The 21,753-nt window shown below is 47.4% G+C and carries 18 protein-coding genes; 9 read left to right on the top strand and 9 right to left on the bottom strand.

Features of this window, described 5'->3' with window-relative positions:
- Positions 1 to 6 precede the first annotated feature (6 nt).
- The 6 genes from EZE20_RS18645 to EZE20_RS18620 form a co-directional block, all read right to left on the bottom strand.
- Positions 7 to 1,362: a PhoPQ-activated pathogenicity-related family protein gene (locus EZE20_RS18645; RefSeq protein ID WP_132120514.1), complete on the bottom strand. Its 1,356-nt coding sequence runs from the start codon at positions 1,360 to 1,362 to the stop codon at positions 7 to 9.
- 134 nt (positions 1,363 to 1,496) lie between these two features.
- On the bottom strand, positions 1,497 to 2,780 hold the full coding sequence (locus tag EZE20_RS18640) for a hypothetical protein (RefSeq protein ID WP_132120512.1): 1,284 nt from the start codon (positions 2,778 to 2,780) through the stop codon (positions 1,497 to 1,499).
- Positions 2,781 to 2,851: 71 nt separating this feature from the next.
- Positions 2,852 to 4,489, bottom strand: a complete 1,638-nt coding sequence (locus tag EZE20_RS18635) for a SusD/RagB family nutrient-binding outer membrane lipoprotein (RefSeq protein ID WP_132120510.1) — start codon at positions 4,487 to 4,489, stop codon at positions 2,852 to 2,854.
- Between the two features lie 24 nt (positions 4,490 to 4,513).
- Entirely contained in the window at positions 4,514 to 7,918 is a 3,405-nt protein-coding gene (locus tag EZE20_RS18630) for a SusC/RagA family TonB-linked outer membrane protein (protein WP_132120508.1), read from the bottom strand.
- 132 nt (positions 7,919 to 8,050) lie between these two features.
- Positions 8,051 to 8,263, bottom strand: coding sequence for a hypothetical protein (locus tag EZE20_RS18625; RefSeq protein ID WP_132120506.1), 213 nt, complete (start codon positions 8,261 to 8,263; stop codon positions 8,051 to 8,053).
- A gap of 319 nt (positions 8,264 to 8,582) precedes the next feature.
- Complete coding sequence (locus tag EZE20_RS18620) at positions 8,583 to 9,122, bottom strand: RNA polymerase sigma factor (RefSeq protein WP_132120504.1); 540 nt, start codon at positions 9,120 to 9,122, stop codon at positions 8,583 to 8,585.
- A 439-nt stretch (positions 9,123 to 9,561) separates the two neighbouring features.
- Between EZE20_RS18620 and EZE20_RS18615 the strand changes: the two genes are divergently transcribed.
- A complete protein-coding gene (locus EZE20_RS18615; RefSeq protein WP_132120502.1) occupies positions 9,562 to 10,773 on the top strand; it encodes a sialidase family protein in 1,212 nt (403 codons plus the stop codon).
- A gap of 33 nt (positions 10,774 to 10,806) precedes the next feature.
- Positions 10,807 to 13,020, top strand: a complete 2,214-nt coding sequence (locus EZE20_RS24125) for a hypothetical protein (protein WP_165933524.1) — start codon at positions 10,807 to 10,809, stop codon at positions 13,018 to 13,020.
- A gap of 8 nt (positions 13,021 to 13,028) precedes the next feature.
- Here the strand turns inward: EZE20_RS24125 and EZE20_RS18605 are convergent, their stop codons facing one another.
- Positions 13,029 to 13,481 carry a hypothetical protein gene (locus EZE20_RS18605; RefSeq protein WP_132120500.1) on the bottom strand — a complete coding sequence of 151 codons (453 nt, stop codon included), beginning with the start codon at positions 13,479 to 13,481 and terminating at the stop codon, positions 13,029 to 13,031.
- A 156-nt stretch (positions 13,482 to 13,637) separates the two neighbouring features.
- Here EZE20_RS18605 and EZE20_RS18600 point away from each other — a divergent pair, with 156 nt between their 5' ends.
- Positions 13,638 to 14,639 (top strand): PorP/SprF family type IX secretion system membrane protein, encoded by a 1,002-nt coding sequence (locus EZE20_RS18600; protein WP_165933523.1) that lies wholly within the window; start codon positions 13,638 to 13,640, stop codon positions 14,637 to 14,639.
- An 85-nt stretch (positions 14,640 to 14,724) separates the two neighbouring features.
- A complete protein-coding gene (locus EZE20_RS18595) occupies positions 14,725 to 15,933 on the top strand; it encodes a cation:proton antiporter (RefSeq protein ID WP_132120495.1) in 1,209 nt (402 codons plus the stop codon).
- Here EZE20_RS18595 and EZE20_RS18590 read toward each other — a convergent pair.
- Positions 15,919 to 16,251, bottom strand: coding sequence for a hypothetical protein (locus EZE20_RS18590; protein ID WP_317129183.1), 333 nt, complete (start codon positions 16,249 to 16,251; stop codon positions 15,919 to 15,921). The two genes, EZE20_RS18595 and EZE20_RS18590, sit on opposite strands and share 15 nt — an antisense overlap.
- Positions 16,252 to 16,356: 105 nt before the next feature.
- Here EZE20_RS18590 and nhaD point away from each other — a divergent pair, with 105 nt between their 5' ends.
- Together nhaD and EZE20_RS18580 are read left to right on the top strand one after the other, a co-directional pair.
- Positions 16,357 to 17,646 carry a sodium:proton antiporter NhaD gene (nhaD, locus tag EZE20_RS18585; RefSeq protein WP_132120493.1) on the top strand — a complete coding sequence of 430 codons (1,290 nt, stop codon included), beginning with the start codon at positions 16,357 to 16,359 and terminating at the stop codon, positions 17,644 to 17,646.
- Between the two features lie 140 nt (positions 17,647 to 17,786).
- Positions 17,787 to 18,485 carry a hypothetical protein gene (locus tag EZE20_RS18580; RefSeq protein ID WP_132120491.1) on the top strand — a complete coding sequence of 233 codons (699 nt, stop codon included), beginning with the start codon at positions 17,787 to 17,789 and terminating at the stop codon, positions 18,483 to 18,485.
- A gap of 81 nt (positions 18,486 to 18,566) precedes the next feature.
- Here EZE20_RS18580 and greA read toward each other — a convergent pair whose 3' ends face one another.
- Positions 18,567 to 19,043 (bottom strand): transcription elongation factor GreA, encoded by a 477-nt coding sequence (greA, locus tag EZE20_RS18575; RefSeq protein ID WP_132120489.1) that lies wholly within the window; start codon positions 19,041 to 19,043, stop codon positions 18,567 to 18,569.
- A 240-nt stretch (positions 19,044 to 19,283) separates the two neighbouring features.
- Between greA and fmt the strand changes: the two genes are divergently transcribed.
- The 3 genes from fmt to EZE20_RS18560 all read left to right on the top strand — a co-directional run bounded on the left by fmt (position 19,284) and on the right by EZE20_RS18560 (position 21,556).
- The gene (gene fmt / locus EZE20_RS18570; RefSeq protein ID WP_228713877.1) at positions 19,284 to 20,213 is read left to right on the top strand and encodes a methionyl-tRNA formyltransferase; all 930 of its coding nucleotides are present in this window, start codon (positions 19,284 to 19,286) and stop codon (positions 20,211 to 20,213) included.
- A 39-nt stretch (positions 20,214 to 20,252) separates the two neighbouring features.
- Positions 20,253 to 20,756: a dihydrofolate reductase gene (locus tag EZE20_RS18565; RefSeq protein WP_132120487.1), complete on the top strand. Its 504-nt coding sequence runs from the start codon at positions 20,253 to 20,255 to the stop codon at positions 20,754 to 20,756.
- Between the two features lie 242 nt (positions 20,757 to 20,998).
- Positions 20,999 to 21,556: a transposase gene (locus EZE20_RS18560; RefSeq protein ID WP_228713875.1), complete on the top strand. Its 558-nt coding sequence runs from the start codon at positions 20,999 to 21,001 to the stop codon at positions 21,554 to 21,556.
- Positions 21,557 to 21,753: the final 197 nt, after the last annotated feature.

The raw sequence follows: 21,753 nt of genomic DNA, 5'->3' as shown, positions 1-21,753 counted from the left end.
AAAACTTTACAAAACACCGGACGAATTGGCCACAAACACGCGGGTGCTAACGGTATATTCGGTTCCAATCAGGGATTTGTATTTTAAATCTATGTAAAAAGCTTTATAGCCGCTAGTGGGCAGTTTTTGTAAAGTTTCTACGTAAGTCGTTGCCTTTACACCCAAACTCTGACTGGTAAAAGTCTCATTTCGGAAATCCCGATCTTCCGAAGTTGCCGACCACACGATGGCGTCAATGAGCTGATCCGGTGTACTTTTTATTTTTACCAATACGCCGTCTTTTTGCTTTTTCAAAGTCCAGCTGTTTGTGGGATAGGGTTGTTTTTGAAGTGTAGTGGCCCAAAAAGCGCCCAACGCCCGAAAGGCCTGCTCGCCGCCGCCGAGGTCGTGTCCGGCATTGGGTACGTAGTGAATCATGTTTTTGCCCGGAATGTCGTCGTAATAGTGCTTGATAGCGTCCACGGGCCAGTATTCGTCATTGGTGCCAATAAATATCATCTTCGGCATGGTGAGGGCTTTGCGGTAGGAGTAGGGGTCAATCATGGTATTGATGGCCTTGCCGCTCTCGGTTTCGGCTCCCTGCGGAATGCCTAATTTTACATAATCTTCAATCTGAACGCTGTAATCATTCCAGACTTCCAGCTGATAATTCAGGCTCACGGGCATATTCAGCACGTCGATCACCATCGGGCCAATCGCTGTCACGCGCGGATCGTTGGCGCCGGTTAGCCAGGTCGTCCAGCCGCGCTTGGAGGCACCCGCTACTACAAAAGTTGAAATCGGTTTTTGAACTATTTTTTTTGAAAATTCCTGTACAGCATCCATGCTGCGCACCGCACTTTTGACCATCGGAAACAGCAGCGGCCAGGTATAATCACCGTCTTTTTTAAATTGGTGCAGGGTATACGAAATCAGCTGATCTTCGGTCAGATCGCCGTACAGAGGCTGATTGGGCGTTTGGCGCAAAATAGTAGTAATGGCTTTGTTTTGGGTCGCAATCTGCGCCAAAGGTTTGATAAGCCCGTCGTCATTTTTTTTCCAATTGGGCTGTTCGTCTTTGTTGGAACCTCCGGTAATAAACAGCAGCGCGCCCTCATGCGCCACCTCCGCAGGTACCAGCACAATGAGCTGATGCCGCCACATATACTGCCGCCATTTTTGTGACGTAACCAACAGATTATACCCCTTCACGTTATCTATCTGAAATGAATCCCGTACCTGCCATTGAAACGACTCGTCGCCGTTGGAAAGGTAGGCCTGCAAAGCCGTAGCGGGTGTAACGGACTGCTGTGCAAAACCTTGCGGAGCGGGCGCGGTCAGGCACAGGAGAATTCCACTAAAAAAAACGAACAAAGACCTCATGCGTAATTAAAAATTTGGATTGAATTTGTTTAAAAAAGTAAGGGTTCAGGTAGTTATTTTGCTAAATAAAAAGTTGTGTGTGTAGTGAATTAAAGGTGTGTGTAGTGTTATTATGAATAAATACGTTTGTTAACCTACTTGTCTTTTTTTACCGAAACCGGTTTAGGACTTTCCTGAATCAGCCGAAGGGCCTGTTCGATAAATAGTTCTCCGGTCATTTCGCCCAAACTTGTTTCACTGACGTAGCTGTAACGCTTAAAACTAGTAAAGTCAACTTTGGTCAACATGTACCCAAAAGCGTCGTTGGTCAGGCCGAAAAGAAACGGAAAATCGGTGGGCATTTTGCGTTTGAGGTAGTAGCCAATATTGGGCAACGCTTCGCCCGGGATCGTCAGGATTTGCGCCGGGCCAACAGTCACGAGATTTACCTGCGTCTGAATGGTATCGGGTTTCGGTAGCGAATAGTTTAGCGACGATTTTTGGATAATAAACTTCATGATGTCCGATTCAATCGGAAACTCAAAGCGTTGCGCCATGCAGGTCAACTCGGGATTAACAATAGGCGGCGCGGTGGCTACAATACGCAGCGCTTCGTCCGCCAGCAACTCCCCAATCCGAATGCACTCTTCCCAGGTATTGGCTTCTTTGCCGTTTTCTAGCCTGACGTCAGCGGTTACCATTCCGCCCTGAGCGCCATTCATAAACAGCGCCATGCCGCCTACCTGCTTTTCGATGCGATCGTAGAGCGGTCCGCACAAGTCCGGGCTCAGAATTCCACGGCCCGAGCCAATAACCTCAGGATGAACGGCATAGTTGACCAGCGTCACGATGGGCTGCCCCTTTCGGTCACCTGCCGCCGCCACAGCCTGAATCACCCCACAGCGCGGATCGTACAAATCAGGAGCGTAGTAGTTGTACGCAATTTTACCTTTTGCCTCACCCATGCCGATTTTTAACGTAGCCAGTTGCAGATTGGCAAGTGCTTCCTGAATAGCCTCGGCAACTTGTTTCACGCACCAATTGAGGTAGTTCAGATCGGCAAAGGTTTCACCTTTGGCATTCGGAAATCCGTAGGCATCCGGGGCACTGTGCGTGTGCGTGGCTGCAATCAAAATGTTTTCAGGAGCAATGCCTTTCACCAGCGCCCGCGACTGATCGCCGAGTTGAGCGGGCCACCCCAGATTATCAATACTCACAAAAGCTACCTTGGTTTCGCCTTTTTGCAGCACCATTGCCCGGACAAATAAGTCTCCCTTTTTTTCGAGTGAAGGCTTAGGCGTTCCGATACCGCCCGAAACGGGCAGCAGAGGATCGGGCGTCAGCAGGCGTTTGGCCGCTCCTGCGTTTAACGTTTGCGCTTTTGCTCCATGCAGTAGCAGAGAACACAGCAGAACCAGGGATAGAGTCTTTTTCAGCATAAATAAAAAGGGTCATTCATGAAAAAAATGGGTGAGAGAGTTCCCACCCATTTCCCCATAAATTTAAAAAATTACCAGGGTTTTCCAGTGCCTTGGAGCAACCACGGCTTAGACCAGGCGCTATTTTTATTATCAGACTGTGAAAAGTTAGTTACTTCCAGCTTTTCCAATGCCGCCGTTGCGTTAGCGGCGTTGATGTTTAGCTCATCCTGCATGTAGTAAAACCGCAAAGGAAGCACGGCACGCTTGGCAGCGGGCCCGGCTGTGAGAGCCGGTAGTCCGGTGCGGCGGAAATCAAACCACGCTTCGGTAGCGGTAGTCCAGCTCGCAATCCATTTCTGTTCCATGATTTGCGCCAATGTACCTTTGTACGCCACTTTTTCCTGAGCAATGTAACTGTCATAGCTGCTGCCAACGGTCCAGGTATTCAGGGATGCTTTTACACCAGCTTCGTAGTGCGTTTGGGCATTTCCTGCTGACCAGCCTTTAAGGGCAGCTTCGGCCAAAATAAAGTGTACCTCGGCGGCCGAAATCAAACGGGCTCTTAACAAAGGGCCGGTAGCTTGTTTGTATATATCGTTCAGGAACGATACGTGCGGGTTAAAGGACGTTTGGCCGGGCGTAGGATTGAGATTATAGGCCGAAGGCAACGCTGAAAATGCAGTTGGCAATCCAACGTATTCAGGATCGGTGTCTACGACGGTATTGCCCACTTTGTCGGGAGACAGCATTCGCTTACCATCCACGATTTTGTCGGTTCCGGCGGGAAGTGTTGCGTCAACTACTAGCGGAATTTCAACTTTGTTTGCCCAGATTTTCAGCCGCGGATCATTTATTCCCTGCAAAGTTTCCACAAGCGTAGCGGCCATTTTGATGCGGCGGTAGTTACTGCCGCTTGCATCAAAAACAGTATTGGCAGGCCAGGCGGTGCCGTCGCTCGTACCCGGAAATGCCATCGTGGCATCCTGCGTTTGGGTTGTGATGATTGGATAGTTGGTCGGGTCCGAAACAATTTTTTCGATTCCGGCTTTGGCTACATCCGATTTTTTAGTCGATATCCGCATAAAATAGCGCAACGCCAGCGAATTGGCAAAACGACGCCAGGCCGCTGGATTGCCATTAAAGTAAACGTCTACGTTATTTACAATTCCTGTATACTCGTTGGTTGGTTTGGAAAGCAGCGTATTTGCTTGTTCAAGATCAGCAAGAATACCCGTGTAAATGGCCTCCTGACTGTCAAATGCAGGTGTAATATTTTCAGTACCTCCCAGTTCGCCTTTTAGAGCGCTCGAATACGGAGCATCGCCCCACAGGTCCGTAATGAGGCCAAACATAAAGGCCCGCATCACCAGCGCCACACCCTGATGGTACTCAAAATTAAGTTCTGTGGCACGTTCGAGCAGGAGGTTGTTATTGCGCAGCACATCGTAATACCCGCTCCAGCTTTGGTTGGTCCAGTCGTAGTCATTATGTCCACTAGACCACGCGTCTTTCTGTGTATGCTGCACTACCCCGGCGATGTCCTGATAGCCAAGGTTCACGTAAAGTTTGGCCGCTTCGGTAAGCACCGTGGGCATAATCAGGTTTGGATTTACCTGATCAGACTGCACGCCGTTGGGGTTTTCATTCAGTTCTGTGAGATCTTTACAGGAAAAAAAGCTTGTAAAGAGTACCAGAAAAACGATACTTTTTTTGGTTATATTTTTCATAATTTCTTGAAAATTAAAGGCTACTTAAAATGTCAAATTAAGCTTGATACCAACGGGCATTACCCAGGGAATGACGTTGTACCGCTCGATGCCCTGCTTGAACTGCGTACCCGCCTGAGCGCCTGATTCCTGCTGAAAGGCCAATTCAGGATCGATACCCACTTTGGCTTTGGTCCACAGAATGATGTTGCGGCTATACACAGAGAAGCTAGCATTTTGCATTTTCAATTTTTTGGTAAAAGCCGCCGGAAGGTTATACGCCAGCGAAATCTCGCGGAGTTTTACAAAAGAGGCGTCAAACATCGCTGCCCGGGTAAAGTCCCAGGGATAGTTGTCGCCATAGGGAATGTATTTGGTGCCAGCACCACCGAGGTTTTCGGAGTAGCCCACGATCTGTCCTTCGGCGTTGTACTCCGCAATTACACCGGGGTTAAACACCGCGTACGGGTATACATTGCCGCCGTACTCAAACGGATACCCGCCATACTCAGCCGATGGTCCACCAACGATGTTAAACTTATTGCCATTAACCTTAATCATGTCATCGGCATTGTTTACCAGATAATCTCTGAGCGCATCTCCGGTAAGTCCGTTCGGATTAATCAGATTGTCCAGGAAGCGTTGCGTTTTCAGGTCAGACTCGCCGTAGCGGTAGGTTTGTGAAACAAAATCACCGCCTTTACGCCAGTCAAATGACATGTTGAGGCTAAATGCTTTGTAGGAAAGTGAAACTTGTCCGCCCAAAATAAAGTCAGGATTGAAGTTGCCAACTTTGTTACGGGTATTGCTGGCACTGATCGACTGCCACGAACCGTTGTCATCCAGAATTGGGTAGCCAAAATAAGGCGACGCCGGATCTTTTACCGTCACGAGTTCAGAGTCATAAATATCTCCTATTGTTTCTCCAACGTACGTCCAGGCACCACCTTTGGCGTCGGTCCAGAGCGTATAGAATTGTAATCCGTCTGACAGTTCTTTAATGGTAGTCCGGTTGCGGCTCAGGTTCGCATTTACATCCAGTCGCCAGCCGTTTTTGTCAAGGGGCGTACCGCCAATTGCCAGTTCGACTCCTTTGCTAACCAGCAAACCGGCATTGATATTTTTGGACGTAAAACCCGACGAAGGCGGCAGTTTGGTTGGGATAATCTGATTGCGGTTTTCTACCTGATAGTACGTTGCCGACATACGCAGACGATTTCGGAACATAGCCAGATCCACACCCGCTTCGTAAGAAGTAGCAATTTCAGGTTTCAGGTCGGGTAGCAGAATATTGCCAGCCTTGGAAAGACGCGTGATGCTTCCCCAGGCTTCCGAATTGTTCAGTGTGTTCAGCAGGCTGTACGGATTGGTGTCGTTACCAACCTGTGCCACACCGCCACGAAGTTTGAACAAACTGACGGAATTGGAGAAAGGAATCATCTCATTCAACAAAACACTCAACGAAGCCGACGGATAAAAATAGGAGCGGTTGGATTTTGGCAGCGTACTCGACCAGTCGTTACGGGCCGTGACGTCCAGATAAATCATATCTTTGAAACCCAGATTTGCAAGTCCGTACACGCTGTAAATAGCCCGTTGGGTTTTGTAGCTGTTGTACTGAATGTTGTTTTGAGCAATATTTTGCAGCGTAAACAAATCTGGAATAATCAAACCGGTTCTTTCCCGGCTTTGAGTGCTCACGTCCGACGTGTTTTGGTAGCGAAGGTTACCACCTCCCGAAACCGACAGGCTGAAATCGCTGATGTCTTTGGTATAGGTAGCAAGAAAATCCGTATTCCGCTCAAATCGGGCAAGGTCAATGACCCCGTAGGCTCCGCGTGGCTCTCCGGTGTAGCTGTTGCCAATCTTCGTTTCGCGTTGTTCTGTGTAGGTGTCCATGGCAAAGCGTCCCATGACACTGAACTCCGGTGTGATTTGCCAATCGGCTTTCATGTTGCCAAACACGCGGTCGCGTACAAAACTGTTGTTGACTTCGTAAGCCAGAAAATACGGGTTGTTGTAGTTGCCAATTGCCTGTGATTTTTGCTGAATCCCTTCCTGACCGGAAACCCAATAATCTTCCAGTTCGCGGATGTCAATGTGTGGCGATACGGCATAGGCCCACTGCATCGGGTTTGTGCCCCGGTTGCCCGCCGGGCGGTTGTTGGAGTTGTTGCGGCTTACGTCAACGTTGGTGCTTAAACGCAGGTTTTTACTAAGTTTGAGCGTGGAGCTTAGCGCCAAAGAATTTTTAAATAAATCAGAATTTGGGATAATTCCTTTATTCTGCATGTTTGCATACGACAAACGATACGACATGACATCATTTCCATTGGAAATAGACACGCCGTTGCTTGTGGTAATACCGGTTTGTACAAAATTCCGAACGTTGTCAGGATGAGAAACCAGCTCCGTCGGAATCCGATTGCCGTTGGCATCCCGGGGACTATTCCATTGAATCGCCTTGTAGCCCTTGTCGAGCTCAGGACCAACCCCGGCCGCAGAGCCTTCCTCAATTTGGATAATTCCACCCGGATACGGATTGTTGTCAGGAGTAAACGGAAGTACGCCCGTAGCGTATTTGGAATGGAAATCCAGGAATTTAAAAGGCTTGTCGAAGACCGTATTGGACGAAATATTCACCGTCATTTTCTTAGCATTGGAGCCATTTTTGGTCGTAATCAATACGACGCCGTTGCCCGCCCGTGAGCCATACAAAGCTGCGGCACTAGGGCCTTTCAAAATCGAAATATTCTCAATGTCGTCCGGGTTCAAATCCGCAATGGCATTGCCATAATCTACTTTGTTGTCTCTACCAATGGAACTGATGTTGTTGAGCGTGTTGGTAATAGGCACTCCATCCACCACAAAAAGCGGCTGATTGTCGTTGCTAAGGGAGGTTGCGCCCCGAATTACCATGCTAACCGACGATCCGGTTCCGCCCGTGGAGCTGATCGTTACGCCCGGAACTTTACCGGCCAATCCGTTCAGAACGTTTTCCTGCGCCACCCGGCTCAGGTCTTTCCCGTCCACTTTGCCGACTGAGTAGCCCAGCGAGCGCTCTTCACGCTTAATGCCAAGGGCCGTTACGACCACTTCCTGTAAGTTTTCGGCGCTTTCGACGAGCGAAACATTTATCGTCGATTGATTGCCAACCGTAATTTCCTGCGAAACATAGCCGATAAAGGAAAAAACCAACACGGCCTTATCGTTGGCTACGTTGATCGAAAAATTACCCGAAGCATCAGAAGACGTACCTGTTTGCGTACCTTTTACTACGATGTTCACACCTGCCAAAGATGCGCCATCGGCCTGTGACGTGATTTTGCCTTTGATCGGGCGATCAGCGCCGGCTGCGTGCACCAGCGATACTGTCGCACTCAGCAAGGTCAGCAGGGTCAGGGCAAAAACCGACCTCAGCTGAGTTTTAAGTAAACGTTTTGAATTCATAGCATTACAACTTGTTTTGTGATTTGGAATTTAATAAAGGTTGAGTGATGGTATTTTGGGTAAAAAGCAAGTGGTCAGGCGTGCGGACGGGCCGCGATACTTTCTGGTTTAGGGTAGGTTTTTTTACATAGATCAGGGTTTGTGGTTCAGTATTTTGTCTGATTTTTCGCCAAAAGCATTTTTCTGATTTTCAACTAATTTTAAAAAGTATGCTTCCAGCGCTTCCGAAATTTCGTCTGTCATTTGTTCCTCACCGAGTGCGCCCAGCAACTCATTAAGTTCCTGCTCCGACATACGGTTAGTAATCAGGCGGTCTATTAAATACCGGGCTCTCGTCTGTTGCATCCCTTTCGTGATGGAGATTAATGTACCTATGATACGTAAGGGATGAAAGATCGGGCTACTCCGGGTATGTTATATTTTCGCTAATTTTAACAGAATGATTTTTAGCAGTTTACCTTCTATTATTTGTCAATTGTTCTCCTGCGTTCAGGTGCCGGATAGTTATTTTGTATGGAGAAAATTAAAATTAGGTTGCTAAGAAAGTTGAGGAAAATTGGGTTACAAAATAGCTGGAAGTTACTGCATGAGCACAAAAAGCCTTTGTCCGGAATTGGTCAAATTTCGGAAGGTGCCTTGACGTTACTAACTATTAACTAACCAGTTAGGTATAAACAAAAGTCAACTGTTCGCGTAGGATTTGTTTAGCTTTCACAAGCTGATTTTTCACTGTGTTTTTAGAAATTTTCATCAGTTCGGCAATTTCCTGATACGACTTGCCTTCGTACACATTCAGAATCAGAATTTTCTTTCTCTTTTCGGACAGGCTATTGACCATCTCATTCACAAACTTGATGCGCTCTTCGCTGTCATCGGCTTCCTCAAACTGAGCCGAAGTCATGCGGTCGAGGTAGGTTTGGCGTAGTTGATTATTTTTTTCCAACCGCTTGAAATAATCAAAAGCAAAATTGCGGAGGCACGTGAACAAATAGGAATTGAAATTGAGCTCGGGGTTGATATGTGCCCGTCGATCCCAAATCCGAATAAATACCTCATGAAGCACATTTTCGGCTTCCTCTTCATCTTTCAAAAGCGACACGCAAAATTTGAGCGCCGGTGTTCTGTAATAGGAATACAGTTCTGCGAAAGCTTTCTGATCTCCCCTGATTACATTGCGAAGCATGCGTTCATTAGGCTGATTCATGGTTAAAAAGAGTTAGGTAGTACAGGTAGTTTATAGGAATAAAAGGTTTAGGAAGATTTGCTATTGGGAGGGCTTCATGAATTTTGCTGACCTAAATTTACTGGATTTTTAAGGCTGCTGCATCGCAATTTGCGTTAATATATCTTCAATTTGCGCAAAGAACTGAAATAATAAAAAATGGGTAACATCTGCTTGTGCTGAGTTCTTTTTTGGGTAAAACAGCGACTTGAAAATTGGGCCGATAACGAGCTCATTTCAGATTCTGTCCCCCGAGCGATAGCCTGTTTGTGTAGTAGAAAAGTATTTATTTAAACCAAATCCATACGATCCTTTCCGCCAGAAGATGCTGATTTGTGTACCTATATATAGGATAGCACTGGTAATTTTTTTGCCGGGAAAAACCAATCTTTACCAATCGAACCTAAGTTTTGCCTGCCCAATGATCCGAATACCATTTCTGCTAAATCGCTTACTAATTCTGGTGCTGTTGTGTGCTTTTTTTACTGCCGGGGCGCAGCAAACCCGACGCGCCACGCCCATTTTGCGCAGCGCTTTAATTTTTCCGGAGCAGTCGCAGCATGTACACGGCAGTTCGCTCGTACATTTGCCCAACGGCGATGTACTAGTGGCCTGGTTTCAGGGGAGCGGTGAGCGCACCGCCGACGACGTCCGAATCATGGGCGCCCGCCTGAAAAAAGGGAGTCAGCAATGGTCCGAGCCGTTTCTGATGGCCGATACGCCACATCTGCCTGACTGCAACCCGGTGCTTTTTTTGAATCATGAAAAAAAACTTTTTCTGGTTTGGATTGCTGTTCAGGCCAATCAGTGGGAGCAGTCGATTTTGCGCCTGCGCACTTCTGTGCAATACGACGGCACCGAAGCGCCGGTCTGGAATTGGCAGGACGATATTTTACTCAAACCTACCGACGATTTTGCGGCAGAAGTAAAAACCAAACTCAGCCAACTACCCGAACACGGCACGGGTTGGGCGGGCTACGCACCTGAGTACGATAAGCAGATCGCACAGGCTGCCACCGATCCGGTCAAACGTAGCATTGGCTGGATGACCCGAATCAAACCGCTATTGCTGGGAACCACGAAAATTGTTCTCCCGCTTTATTCCGACGGCTTCAATCTCTCGCTGATGGCGATTTCGGAAGATGACGGCAGCAGCTGGAAACCGGGATTGCCGCTCGTGGGCAGAGGGCCGATTCAGCCAGCGCTGGCTCGCAAAAAAGACGGAACGCTGGTCGCTTTTCTGCGCGATAGCGGCGATTATCCGCCCCGGGTCCAAATGAGCGAATCGACCGATGAGGGTTACAGCTGGTTGCCCGCCCGCAAAACCGATATTCCAAATACGGCAAGCGTAGAACTGCTCGTGCTCAAAAACGGACATTGGGCCTTTGTAGGCAACGACCTGGAAGACGGTCGCTACCGGCTGGGGTTGTTTATTTCAAAAGACGAGGGCAAATCCTGGATTTGGAAAACCTACCTCGAAGACCGCAATGCGGAAGACGGAGGCTTTTCGTACCCCAGCCTGACGCAGTCTGCTGATGGCCTGTTGCATGTAACGTACTCGTTTCACCCGGCCAAAAACCAAAAATCAATTAAGTACGTAGTCGTTGATCCGGCTCGTATTATAAATGAATGATTCCTTTTGTTTATCTATTATTTACAATTAATCATGTATAAATCTATTCTATCTTTTGTCATTGGTTTTGTGTTTTTCCAGGGTGTCACGACGGAAACACATGCGCAGACGGTCTATCAGGATAAGCCGTTTCAGCAGGAAATAAGTGTTAAGTATTATGTAAAAAATCCGTCGGCAAATTTGCAGGATGTTGCAGTTGACCGAAATGGCGTAGTAAAAGTCTTGTCGGATCAAGGGCTGTTGATGACGCATGGCGGGCAGTTTTTGTACCCCGGCACGCTCACAGACGATCCTCGTTACCGTTTTATAAAAGACAAAAAACTAAGTTCTATCGGCAGTTATCAGCAGCAACATATCATGCTGAGCGATCAGGCGCTTTTGAGCGACGCCTGGGCGGGTTCGCTGTATGCAGCACATGGCTTGCCCGGCGCGCGGCTCATAGTTGGCGGCGCTGACTTTACGTTTCTCATTTCGGATGGCAAAAAGCTGGTTGCACTCAATAAAGAAAAAACGCTGTGGACGGGCGATCTGGCTACCGATGAAGTGGTTCAGCTGCGCTATCAGGCTGCTACACAAACGTTCTGGATTTTGGGGAGGTCGGGTCTGTATGCCTGGTCGGTTAAAAATCCTGCACCTAAAAAAATGCTTGCAGGAAATGACTTTACTGCATTTGACGTCGCAAGTGCCACTCGTATCGTAGTCGGGACTTCGGAGGGTTATCTGGACTGGAATCCTGTTTCGGGAGCGGTGAAAGCAGGGGGCAAAACGCCGGTATCAGCCATTACGGCGGTTCGGGTTATTGGTAAAAAAATCTGGTTTGGAACCTCCGAAGGTGCCTTTGCGGTACATGCTGATGGTACAATAGATTACTACTACGGCGAGCGTTGGCTGCCCGGAAACAACGTAAAAGCGATTGAGGAAGGAGCAAATCATAACATTCTGATTTTGACGGAAAAAGGCCTGGCAGAACTGATTTTTAAATCCATGACGCTTCACGATAAGGCAGTTTTTTATGATAAGCAGGTACGAACGCGGCACATTCGAAATGGGTTTAATGCCTCGCTTTCGGGCATGAAAAACGGCGATCTTTCCACGGGCTTTCTTTCAGATTCAGACAATGACGGCCTGTGGACGTCGATGTACCTGGGGGGTGAAATATTCCGCTATAAAGTGACAAAAGATCCCGAAGCTCTGCAAAATTGCCGGGAGTCACTCGATGCCATGGAGCGGCTTTATACCATCAATCCGGTGCCCGGTTTTCCGTCGCGGTCCTTTGAGCGGCGTGGGTACATTGAGCAGCTTTCAGATCCTGAGCGCTGGCAGCACTCTCCCGATCCGGAATGGGACTGGAAGTCAACCACGAGCAGCGACGAGGTCATTGGCCATATTTTCGCCTTTGGCGCCATGGCCGAGCTAGTGGACGATCCCGGCCTGAAAAAGCGGGCAATTGCGCTGATTGACACCATGATGAGCCACATTGTCAAAAATGATATGTACCTGATTGACTTTGACGGGAAACCCACGCTTTGGGGGAAATGGAATCCGGCTTATGTCAACGGTTTCCCGACCAACGTAGGTGATCGCAAGCTCAATTCGTCCAATATCGTGGCTATGCTGCAAACAGCCTATCATTTTACCAAAAAAGAAAAATATAAGAAAAAAGCTTTTGAACTCATGCAAAAACACGGGTACCTGGAAAATCTGATGCGGCCCATGAAGGAAATCGGTCAGGCGCCCGAAGGCTCCGACGAGTACAGCAAAATGCTGTCGGAAGGCTGGAATCACTCGGATGATGAAATGTATTTTGTAGGCTATTGGGGATTATATCGATATGCCTTTAATGATACTCTGAAAGCGCAGTACAAAAAAGCGATTATTGACCACTGGCAGGCCGAACGTCCCGAAAAGGAAGGAGCGTGGAATATTTTCACAGCTCTGACGGGCACCTCCACCTTTGACCTCAAAGAAGCCGCCTGGTACCTGCGCGAATACCCGCTGGATTTGATTACGTGGTCCATTAAAAACAGCCATCGAAAAGACATTGAACTACTCAAACCAAATTTCAGAAATCAAACAACCGCCGAAGTACTACCGCCCGATGAACGACCCATTCAGCGGCACAACGGCAATACCTTTACGCTGGATCGAATGGGAAATGCTACGTCTGAGTACAGTGCGGGCGACATTTGGCTGCTGCCGTACTGGATGGGACGTTATTTAGGCGTCATTAGTCCGCCTTTGAAATAAACCTGAGGTTAATCTCTGGAATCCTTAAACGTATCTGACAGTTCCTGATGCAAAAAATTTACCAGTAGATGCAGGGATTCAGGCGGGGCGTTGTGGTCAAAAGTAGGTGATTGGTGTACGGAGCTCGACGTCTGAATAGTCAGCGTTGCATGCATGGCTGCATCTACCTGATGATTTTTACTGATAATTTCCAGAGAATTTAAGTTTTTCAGGGGGATTTCTTTGATGATTCCCCGGAGTTTTTTCCAGCTCGCTGCCGACGTTTGGAACAAGGTATCCCGGTCGTTTAGACGCAAAATCGTGTGGGTTGCCGTAAACTCCATATGCCGCTGCGTACCTCTGGTAAACTCAGTCAAAACCACTTTTTGTAGCTCAGGTTTGGGCGCAGAAAGTGGTTTTTTATTAGGCTGGAATACTATTATTCCAAATAGCGCCATAAGAAACAGGGGGAACAGGGGCATAGAAAATTCGTTTAGAAACAAAAAGACGATCCGAATGAAAGCCACTACATCAACGATGACAAACGGACAAAAGTACTCAATGAGTGTGTCATGTGTACTTGCATGAAACGTGTAACGAAAGGAATCATTGATTACATTTACCAAAAAAGAGCGGGAATGAGAGTCAAAGCTTTACTACTCTTCGGGTGGTTGGTCGGACAGACGGTGTGGGCACAGCAGCTGCCGCAGGGAAGCCTTTATAGCCAAAATCCTTTCGTGGTAAATCCGGCTTTGACGGGCGCGTACGACTTTGCTGATGTGCGGATTCAGTATCGCCGCCAATGGCAGGGGCTCGACGATGCGCCCAATACGGCTTTTTTAACGGCTCATACTCCAATCGGTTATGGAGATAAGACGAATCGTAGGACTCGATCGCCACGTTACTCGGTGCCGACAAGTACACAGCCGTTGCCCCCGGCTGGCAGCTGGCGCTGGGGAGTAGGGGCGGTGCTGATGGCCGATCAAACGGGTCCTACGGAGCGCAATTCGGCCCAACTGACTGCTGCTGCGCATCTTAGTTTGCCCAATCAATGGATTGTTTCTGCCGGAATTGGCGGTGGAATCCTGCAATATTCCCTTCGCTTTGACCGGATTCAGACCGGAACGCCCTCCGATCCGATTTTGCCCGACGGGCAGGTGTCGCTCCTGAAACCTTACGTTACCGTTGGTCTGCTGGCGCGAAAAGGAAACTTTTGGGGCGGGGTGTCGGTTTTGTCACCTAAGGCACTTTCGTTAGCATATGCTGTTCCTTCGGGAGAAATCAGCAGTCAGCTTTTGCCGCATACGTTTGTTACAGCTGCCTACCGTTTTGCCCTGGGGGAGCAATGGGCAGTGATTCCGCAACTATGGCTCAAACGTGTCGGCAAGGCGCCTGTTTCGGTTGATGCGCAAGTCAGAATTCAGGCGTATGAACGGCTTTGGGCGGGATTTAATTATCGGTTTCAGGATAGCGCAGGCGCTACCCTGGGAATGGCTCTGAGCCCGGCGATCAGCCTGAACTATGCCTACGACTACCCACTTTCAGCGATTCGGGTAGCTACGGCCGGCAGTCATGAACTTATGCTGGCGTTCAAATTTAATAACCGCACAGCTATTTATTGTCCACCGATGGGTTGGTAGTAATTTGACAAAAAGCCGAAATAGCCTGATTTGAGGGCTATTTTTTGTATTATTGCACCTTTGACCCACTCATAAAAATCAGCGAATGGATATTTCAATCCTAATTATAATACTTAGTTGTTCTGTTCTGCTGTCGTATGGTTTTGACCTGATCAGCTCCCGAACCAAGCTTCCTTCGGTGATTTTGCTCATGGCAACCGGGATTATTATCCGTCAGGTTACGAGCATTTTGAACATCACGATTCCTTATGTAGAAATAATATTGCCCACGCTCGGTACGCTCGGACTAATTCTGATTGTTCTCGAAGGCGGCCTCGACCTCGAACTTAGCGGCGGCAAATACAAACTCATTGCCCGAACGTTTGTTTCGGCATTTTTGGGGCTCATGTTGAGTATGCTGGTGATTGCCAGTATTTTGTATCTTTTGTTGGGGGAGAAATTTTACAACGCCATGGTAACGGCAACGCCCTTTGCCATCATCAGCAGCGCTGTGGCTATTCCAAGTGTGCGGGGCCTGGACGAAAAACGTCGCGACTACATGGTGTATGAGTCTTCACTGTCGGATATTCTGGGCCTGATGCTGTTTAATATTCTCGTCATTCCGAGCGGTTCAGGCTGGGAATCAGCCGGGCAGTTTTTTAAAAGCACCATCCTGATTGTCATTATTTCGGTAATCTGCTGTTTTGTTTTGCTCTATTTAATTAGCCGCATCAACCACCACGTCAAGTACCTGCCTATCATTTCGGCTTTGTTTATTGTGTACGCTGTGGGCAAGATTTACCATCTCTCTTCGCTGCTGGCGATTTTGGTTTTTGGCTTATTTCTAAATAATACGGAGCTTTTTGTACGGGGAAAGCTGAATGATTTTTTCAAGAATGACCTTTTTGAAAAGGAGTTGGAACAGTTTAAAAAGCTGACCGCCGAAAGTGCGTTTGTGATCCGGACATTCTTCTTCCTCATTTTTGGCTATTCCACCAATATTTCCGAATTAGCTGATTTGGACGCATGGATCGTGAGCTGCCTTATTTTGATGGCAATTATTGGCACGCGCTACGTTTCGCTCAAAACGTCCTTTAAAGGCAGCTTGAATCCGCTGCTTTACATCGCCCCGCGCGGGCTGATTACAGTTCTGTTGTTTTTGTCCATTCCACCCGAATACATGGTCAAAGGATTTCGTCAGGGGATCTTAATGATTACCGTAATTCTGACGGCCCTCACGATGATGGTGGCGGTGATGTCGTACAAAAAACCAACGGAGCAGGAAGAAACAGAAGAGAAATTAGAGGTATTTTAGAAATGCCCAAAAGGATCGCGTTCGCAGATAGGAGTAAGAAGTTTCTTCGGCGAAGGCTTCCCGCTCAAACGAAATTCGCCGGTAAGCCTGATAATGGTTGCGAATTTGTAAATACCGAATGAAGTACTCGACGGAATACCAGATATAAAATAAGATAAAACCCATTTCCAGCTGTTGTCGCAAATGGATACATTCATGATTAAGAAGCGCCCGATTCGGCATCCTGTTTTTGACTAACACAAAAGGGAAAAGGGCTATGCCTTCCACCCACAAAAAGGAAACCCGGATGATAAACCCCTTAAATTTCATTCGTTTCATTGATTCACGTACTTTTGGAGTGTTGGCCGCCGCACCTCAAATTTAGCACCTAACTAGTTCAAATTCATAATTAATCTTTAAACCAAAGCTCTATTCTCGTACCTTATGCTTACTACCATTATTGTAATTTTTGTTGTTGGCTACCTGGCAATTGCACTTGAAGAATACATCACGATTAACAAAACAGCCTCCGCCCTCATTACCGGCGTACTGTGTTGGACCGCCTACGTGCTTTACAGCTCCGACACCGAATTTGTCGTAGAGGAACTATCGCATCATTTAGGGTCAATTTCCGAAATTCTGTTTTTCCTGTTGGGAGCAATGACGATTGTGGAGCTTATTGATGCCCACGAAGGATTTGCCATTATTACCGAACGAATCAAAACCCGGAACCCGCTTTCTCTGCTTTGGATCATCTGCGTCCTGACCTTTTTTCTGTCCGCACTGCTCGACAACCTAACCACTTCGATTGTGATGGTTTCACTGCTGCGCAAAATTATGCCTGATTCTGAGCAGCGCAAACTCATGGCCGGTATGATTATCCTTGCGGCTAACTCCGGTGGCGCGTGGTCTCCGATTGGAGATGTATCCACTACGATGCTCTGGATTGGCGGACAAATAACAACTTTGAACATTATTGTGCGTTTGATCGTGCCAAGTATTGTTTCACTCGCTGTGCCTTTGCTTTACATCACTTTCGCCATGAAAAGTAGTTTCAAGGCGGTTCCGGTTCTTGCTTCAACGGAAACAGCCCCTTCCTTTGATCCTGAAAATGGAGTTTCGCGTAGTCAGGGTTTGCTGATGCTCGTGGCGGGAGTTATTGGGTTGTTGTTTGTGCCGGTGTTCAAGACGGTCACGCATTTGCCTCCCTACATGGGCATGTTGTTGTCGTTGGGAGCCTTGTGGGTACTTTCGGAGCTGATTCACAAAGACAAAGACGAAGAAGACCGCAAACCGTACACGCCTGCCTATGCATTAAGCAAAATTGATGTGCCCAGTATTTTGTTCTTTTTGGGGATTTTGGCTGCGGTTGGCGTGCTCGAATCTACCCACGTGCTGAGCAATCTTGCCGGACAACTGGACAATGCCGTGGGAAATCTCGACCTGATCGTTATCATCATTGGTGTGGTTTCAGCGATCGTGGATAACGTGCCGATTGTAGCTGCCGCTATGGGGATGTACGACATGAATGTGTACCCCACCGACCATAAACTTTGGGAGTTTATGGCCTATTGCGCCGGAACGGGCGGAAGTATGCTCGTAATCGGCTCGGCGGCGGGTGTTGCCGTGATGGGTATCGAAAAGCTGGATTTTATCTGGTACCTCAAACGCATCTCTTTGCTTGCACTATTAGGCTATTTGGCCGGTGCCGGCGTGTACTTGTTGATGTTCTGATCGCTTGATAAATAAAATAAAAACAGACGATTCAATCAGTTGGCACAAGTAACTTTTTAGATCGTCTGTTTTTTTATAAAAAAGTACTTAAAAATAGTGTCTTGTTACCCATTTCTTAACTTAACCCCTTCCTGTTTTTTATGAAATATCTATCACTTTTTTTATGCCTCTTTCTGGCCACAGGTAGCTCTGGACAAGATCTGACGGATGCTACTGCCGTTGTAAACAAATACCTGACGGCAATTGGCGGACGGGAAAAACTGGAAACCGTTAAAGACCTGATTATTAGCACTACCGCAGACATGCAGGGCCGAACCATGGAAATGGAAACAAAGCTCAAAATGCCCGATAAATTTAAGCAGGGTACCTACATGATGGGAAATGAAGTGGGCGGGTCGGTGTATGACGGAGCCACGCTTTCCCGCTCGATGCGTGGGCAGCAAACCACCAAAACGGGTAAGGAAGCGTTTCAGGAATTTTTACAAAATCACCCGTTTCCAGAATTGTACTACGACACGCTTGGTATTGAGAAAAAGCTGGCAGGTGTAGTGGCTCTTGACGGTGGCGATGCCTACGACGTAGAGTACTCCGGCAACGGAACTACCTGGCATGAGTACTTTGACAAGGCAAGCGGGCTGAAAGTAAAGCGGACCGCAACGATGGAATCACCCCGTGGAAAGTCGGAAGTAGAAGTACGGTTGGGTGACTACAAGGCTGTAAACGGCATTCTGTTTCCGTTTAGCCGTACGCAGAAATTTGGGCAATTTGAGATGACGATGGAAACTCAATCCGTGAAAGTGAACAAGGGAGTTGATGATAAGCAGTTTAAGATAAAGTAAGGAATTTACAGTTTTGAGAAAAAAAGAGGTCGGTGCCCCGGGGCACCGACCTCTTTCGTTTGGCAGGAATTTTAGTAAAACCTAGCTCCGGCTGATTTCCAGAACCTCAAATTCGACCACCCCGGCGGGTATTTTTATTTCGGCCATTTCGCCAACTTTCTTTCCGAGCAGGCCTTTGCCAATCGGCGAACCAACGGAAATTCGGCCTGTTTTGAGATCGGCTTCCTCTTCCGAAACGAGCGTATAACTCATTTCAGCACCATTTTTTCTATTCTTTATTTTTACCGTCGACAAAACTGCCACCAACGAGGTATCAATCGAGGATTCGTCGAGAATACGTGCATTGGACAGAATCTCTTCCAGCTTTGAAATCTTCATTTCATGTAGTCCTTGTGCGTCCTTTGCGGCGTCGTATTCGGCATTTTCGCTAAGGTCACCTTTGTCACGAGCTTCGGCGATTTGGCGGGCAATTTCCGTACGTCCTCTCGTTTTCATTTCGTTCAGTTCGGCTTTTAATCGATTTAAGCCTTCTTCCGTGTAGTATGAAATCTTAGCCATGGGTCAGATTTTCGATTTTTAATTTAATAATAAGTTTATTTGTAAAGGCCTGTATAACAAAAAAGAACGGCTCAGTGACCGTTCAATAGAGAATAAAAAATCACTCGCAGGAGTGATCGCTAAGTCTCTTCGGTTCGGATGCCGTATCGCATTAATTGTTTCATAGTCCAATCTTGGAAAACAAAATTAGCAATATTTGTACATCCTAACAAGGTTCCTTTTGAAAAACACTCGAAAATAATGTCTGATAAGTTGCGTATAATTTTTATGGGAACGCCCGATTTTGCGGTTCCCTCGTTGCAAATTCTGGTCGAAAACAACTACGACGTAGTGGCCGTCCTGACCGCCCCTGATCGCCCCGCAGGCCGAGGTCAAAAGCTGAGCCAATCGCCTGTAAAAGAGTATGCTTTGTCGCAGAATATTCCTGTGCTGCAACCCGAAAAATTGAAGAACCCGGAGTTTCTGGAAACCCTCCGCAGCTATCAGGCCGATTTGCAGGTCGTGGTGGCATTTCGGATGTTGCCGGAAGTAGTCTGGAACATGCCTTCTCTGGGTACTTTCAACCTGCATGCATCGCTTTTGCCACAGTACCGCGGCGCGGCGCCCATCAATTGGGCCGTCATGAACGGCGAAACCGAGACAGGAGTGACGACCTTTTTTATTGAAAAAGAGATTGATACCGGCAAAATTATCTTTCAGGAAAAGGAAGCGATCAGTCCGCAAGACACCGCCGGAAGTTTGTACGAACGGCTCATGCAGCGCGGTGCCGGACTGGTGCTGAAAACGGTACAGGCAATTGCCGATGGAAGCTACCCACAAATGCCGCAAGCTGAGGAGCCGATTCGAAAAGAAGCCCCTAAGCTATTTCGAGAAAATTGCGAAATAGACTGGACAAAACGTGCGGAAGAGGTCCGCAACTTTGTGCGCGGCCTGGCACCGTACCCTGCCGCCTGGACCACGCTGAACGGTCTCACCTGTAAACTCTATGAAGTGTCGGTAGTTGAATCAAATGGAGATGAAACGGCAGCGCCCGGCGACTACCAAACCGACCAGAAAACGTACCTCAATTTCCGGGCAGCGGATGGGTGGGTAGCAGTGCAGCAGATTCAACTCGAAGGCAAACGACGCATGCGGGTTGATGAGCTGCTGCGCGGATATAAGTTGCCCTGAAAAAGAAGAGATTAATTCCCTGAAAGACCTTTCAATACCATGCAGATTTCAATACTAGTGGCCGTTTCAGAAAATGGCGTCATTGGCCACAACAACCAATTGCTTTGGCGCCTGCCCGACGACCTCAAACGGTTCAAACAACTCACGTTGGGTTACCCCATGATTATGGGGCGCAAAACCTTTGAATCAATCGGCAAGCCTTTGCCCGGCCGAACATCCATCGTTTTGACGAGGTCGGGCACGTGGACGTATGAAGGCGTGCTGACGGCAACCTCCCTGACGGAGGCGCTGGAAATGGCGCAAGCCGAGGGTAAAGACCAATGTTTTATTATTGGCGGCGGAGATATTTACCGTCAAGCGCTCGAACAGGGGATCGTCGATACGCTCAATCTGACGTACGTCCACGCGTACTTTGAAGGCGATACTTCTTTTGAAATTCCGGATTCTACCCGTTGGGAAATGACGAAGCAGGAGTTCCACCCCGCCGATGAGCGCCATCCGTATGCATTTGAGTTTCGGGATTTGATTCGGGTAACGGAGTAGGTGGTTATTAGGGCTGTGCGACACAGCCGACGGAATTTTACACCTTGGGCTGTGTCTCACAGCCCTTTTTGCCAAGGACTATATTTATTTTTGGAAGTTGAAATGGAATCTGATTCTTTGTTTGTAGGGAAGTATCGGTTATCGGGGCTTTACGATACAGACCACGTGAATTTCACAACTCAGGTTGTGTCTTTAAAGCGAATCACAAGTCATTGCTAAAGTATATAATCGTACAATCAGCTATGGAGCATCAACCTGATAAATTCCGAAATTCCCGAATGGATTTCAATCAGGTTTATTTTTGGACTGATACAATTAAAGATTGGAAGAAGCTTCTTGGAAAGGACAAGTATAAAGAAATCATAATATCTTCCTGGAAAGAGTTAGCGTCAAGAGGTATGATTGCTGTGTATGGATTTGTGATTATGCCAAATCATTTACATGTAGTTTGGGAATTAACAGAATTGAACGGCAAAGAAGCTCCACATGCAAGTTTTAACAAATATACGAGTCATACAATTTTGAAAGATTTGAAGACTAATTATCCCCAGGTCCTCCCATTTTTCAAAGTAAACGAACCCGAAAGAGAATATAGAGTTTGGCAACGCGATCCGTTGGCAGTTTTGATGGACTCAAAACAGAAGGTTGAGCAGAAAATAGAATACATGCATAATAATCCCTTACAAGAGCGTTGGAATCTGGTAGATCGTCCGGAAAATTATCGGTGGTCATCCGCAAGATTTTATGAACAAGGATTTGATGAATTTGGGATACTAACCCATTATATGGATCGGTTTTGAATTTTTAATTACACCCTACACTGTGTGATAAGCCCAACCCCCTGACACCTTGGGCTGTGTCTCACAGCCCTTTTTTCAAGGATTACGTTTGATTTTTGAAGGTATAATTCAGGAATGTTGTATCCTTATTACGTTAAAATAGCATTGGTGGTTAGGGCTGTGGGACACAGCCCACGGAATTTTCTACACCTTGGGCT

This window comes from Arundinibacter roseus (assembly GCF_004348825.1).
GTDB classification, from domain to species: domain Bacteria; phylum Bacteroidota; class Bacteroidia; order Cytophagales; family Spirosomataceae; genus Arundinibacter; species Arundinibacter roseus.
This window is presented reverse-complemented; position numbering and strand designations above follow the sequence as displayed.

Coding starts and splice junctions, on each gene's coding strand:
- EZE20_RS18600 (WP_165933523.1), top strand. CDS start 13,638: ATGAGAGTCAAAGCTTTACTACTCTTCGGGTGGTTGGTCGGACAGACG.
- fmt (WP_228713877.1), top strand. CDS start 19,284: ATGTCTGATAAGTTGCGTATAATTTTTATGGGAACGCCCGATTTTGCG.
- EZE20_RS18635 (WP_132120510.1), bottom strand. CDS start 4,489: ATGAAAAATATAACCAAAAAAAGTATCGTTTTTCTGGTACTCTTTACA.
- EZE20_RS18580 (WP_132120491.1), top strand. CDS start 17,787: ATGAAATATCTATCACTTTTTTTATGCCTCTTTCTGGCCACAGGTAGC.
- nhaD (WP_132120493.1), top strand. CDS start 16,357: ATGCTTACTACCATTATTGTAATTTTTGTTGTTGGCTACCTGGCAATT.
- EZE20_RS18630 (WP_132120508.1), bottom strand. CDS start 7,918: ATGAATTCAAAACGTTTACTTAAAACTCAGCTGAGGTCGGTTTTTGCC.
- EZE20_RS18640 (WP_132120512.1), bottom strand. CDS start 2,780: ATGCTGAAAAAGACTCTATCCCTGGTTCTGCTGTGTTCTCTGCTACTG.
- EZE20_RS18560 (WP_228713875.1), top strand. CDS start 20,999: ATGGAGCATCAACCTGATAAATTCCGAAATTCCCGAATGGATTTCAAT.
- EZE20_RS18645 (WP_132120514.1), bottom strand. CDS start 1,362: ATGAGGTCTTTGTTCGTTTTTTTTAGTGGAATTCTCCTGTGCCTGACC.
- EZE20_RS18620 (WP_132120504.1), bottom strand. CDS start 9,122: ATGAATCAGCCTAATGAACGCATGCTTCGCAATGTAATCAGGGGAGAT.
- EZE20_RS18590 (WP_317129183.1), bottom strand. CDS start 16,251: ATGAAACGAATGAAATTTAAGGGGTTTATCATCCGGGTTTCCTTTTTG.
- EZE20_RS18565 (WP_132120487.1), top strand. CDS start 20,253: ATGCAGATTTCAATACTAGTGGCCGTTTCAGAAAATGGCGTCATTGGC.
- EZE20_RS24125 (WP_165933524.1), top strand. CDS start 10,807: ATGTATAAATCTATTCTATCTTTTGTCATTGGTTTTGTGTTTTTCCAG.
- greA (WP_132120489.1), bottom strand. CDS start 19,043: ATGGCTAAGATTTCATACTACACGGAAGAAGGCTTAAATCGATTAAAA.
- EZE20_RS18625 (WP_132120506.1), bottom strand. CDS start 8,263: ATGCAACAGACGAGAGCCCGGTATTTAATAGACCGCCTGATTACTAAC.
- EZE20_RS18605 (WP_132120500.1), bottom strand. CDS start 13,481: ATGCCCCTGTTCCCCCTGTTTCTTATGGCGCTATTTGGAATAATAGTA.
- EZE20_RS18615 (WP_132120502.1), top strand. CDS start 9,562: ATGATCCGAATACCATTTCTGCTAAATCGCTTACTAATTCTGGTGCTG.
- EZE20_RS18595 (WP_132120495.1), top strand. CDS start 14,725: ATGGATATTTCAATCCTAATTATAATACTTAGTTGTTCTGTTCTGCTG.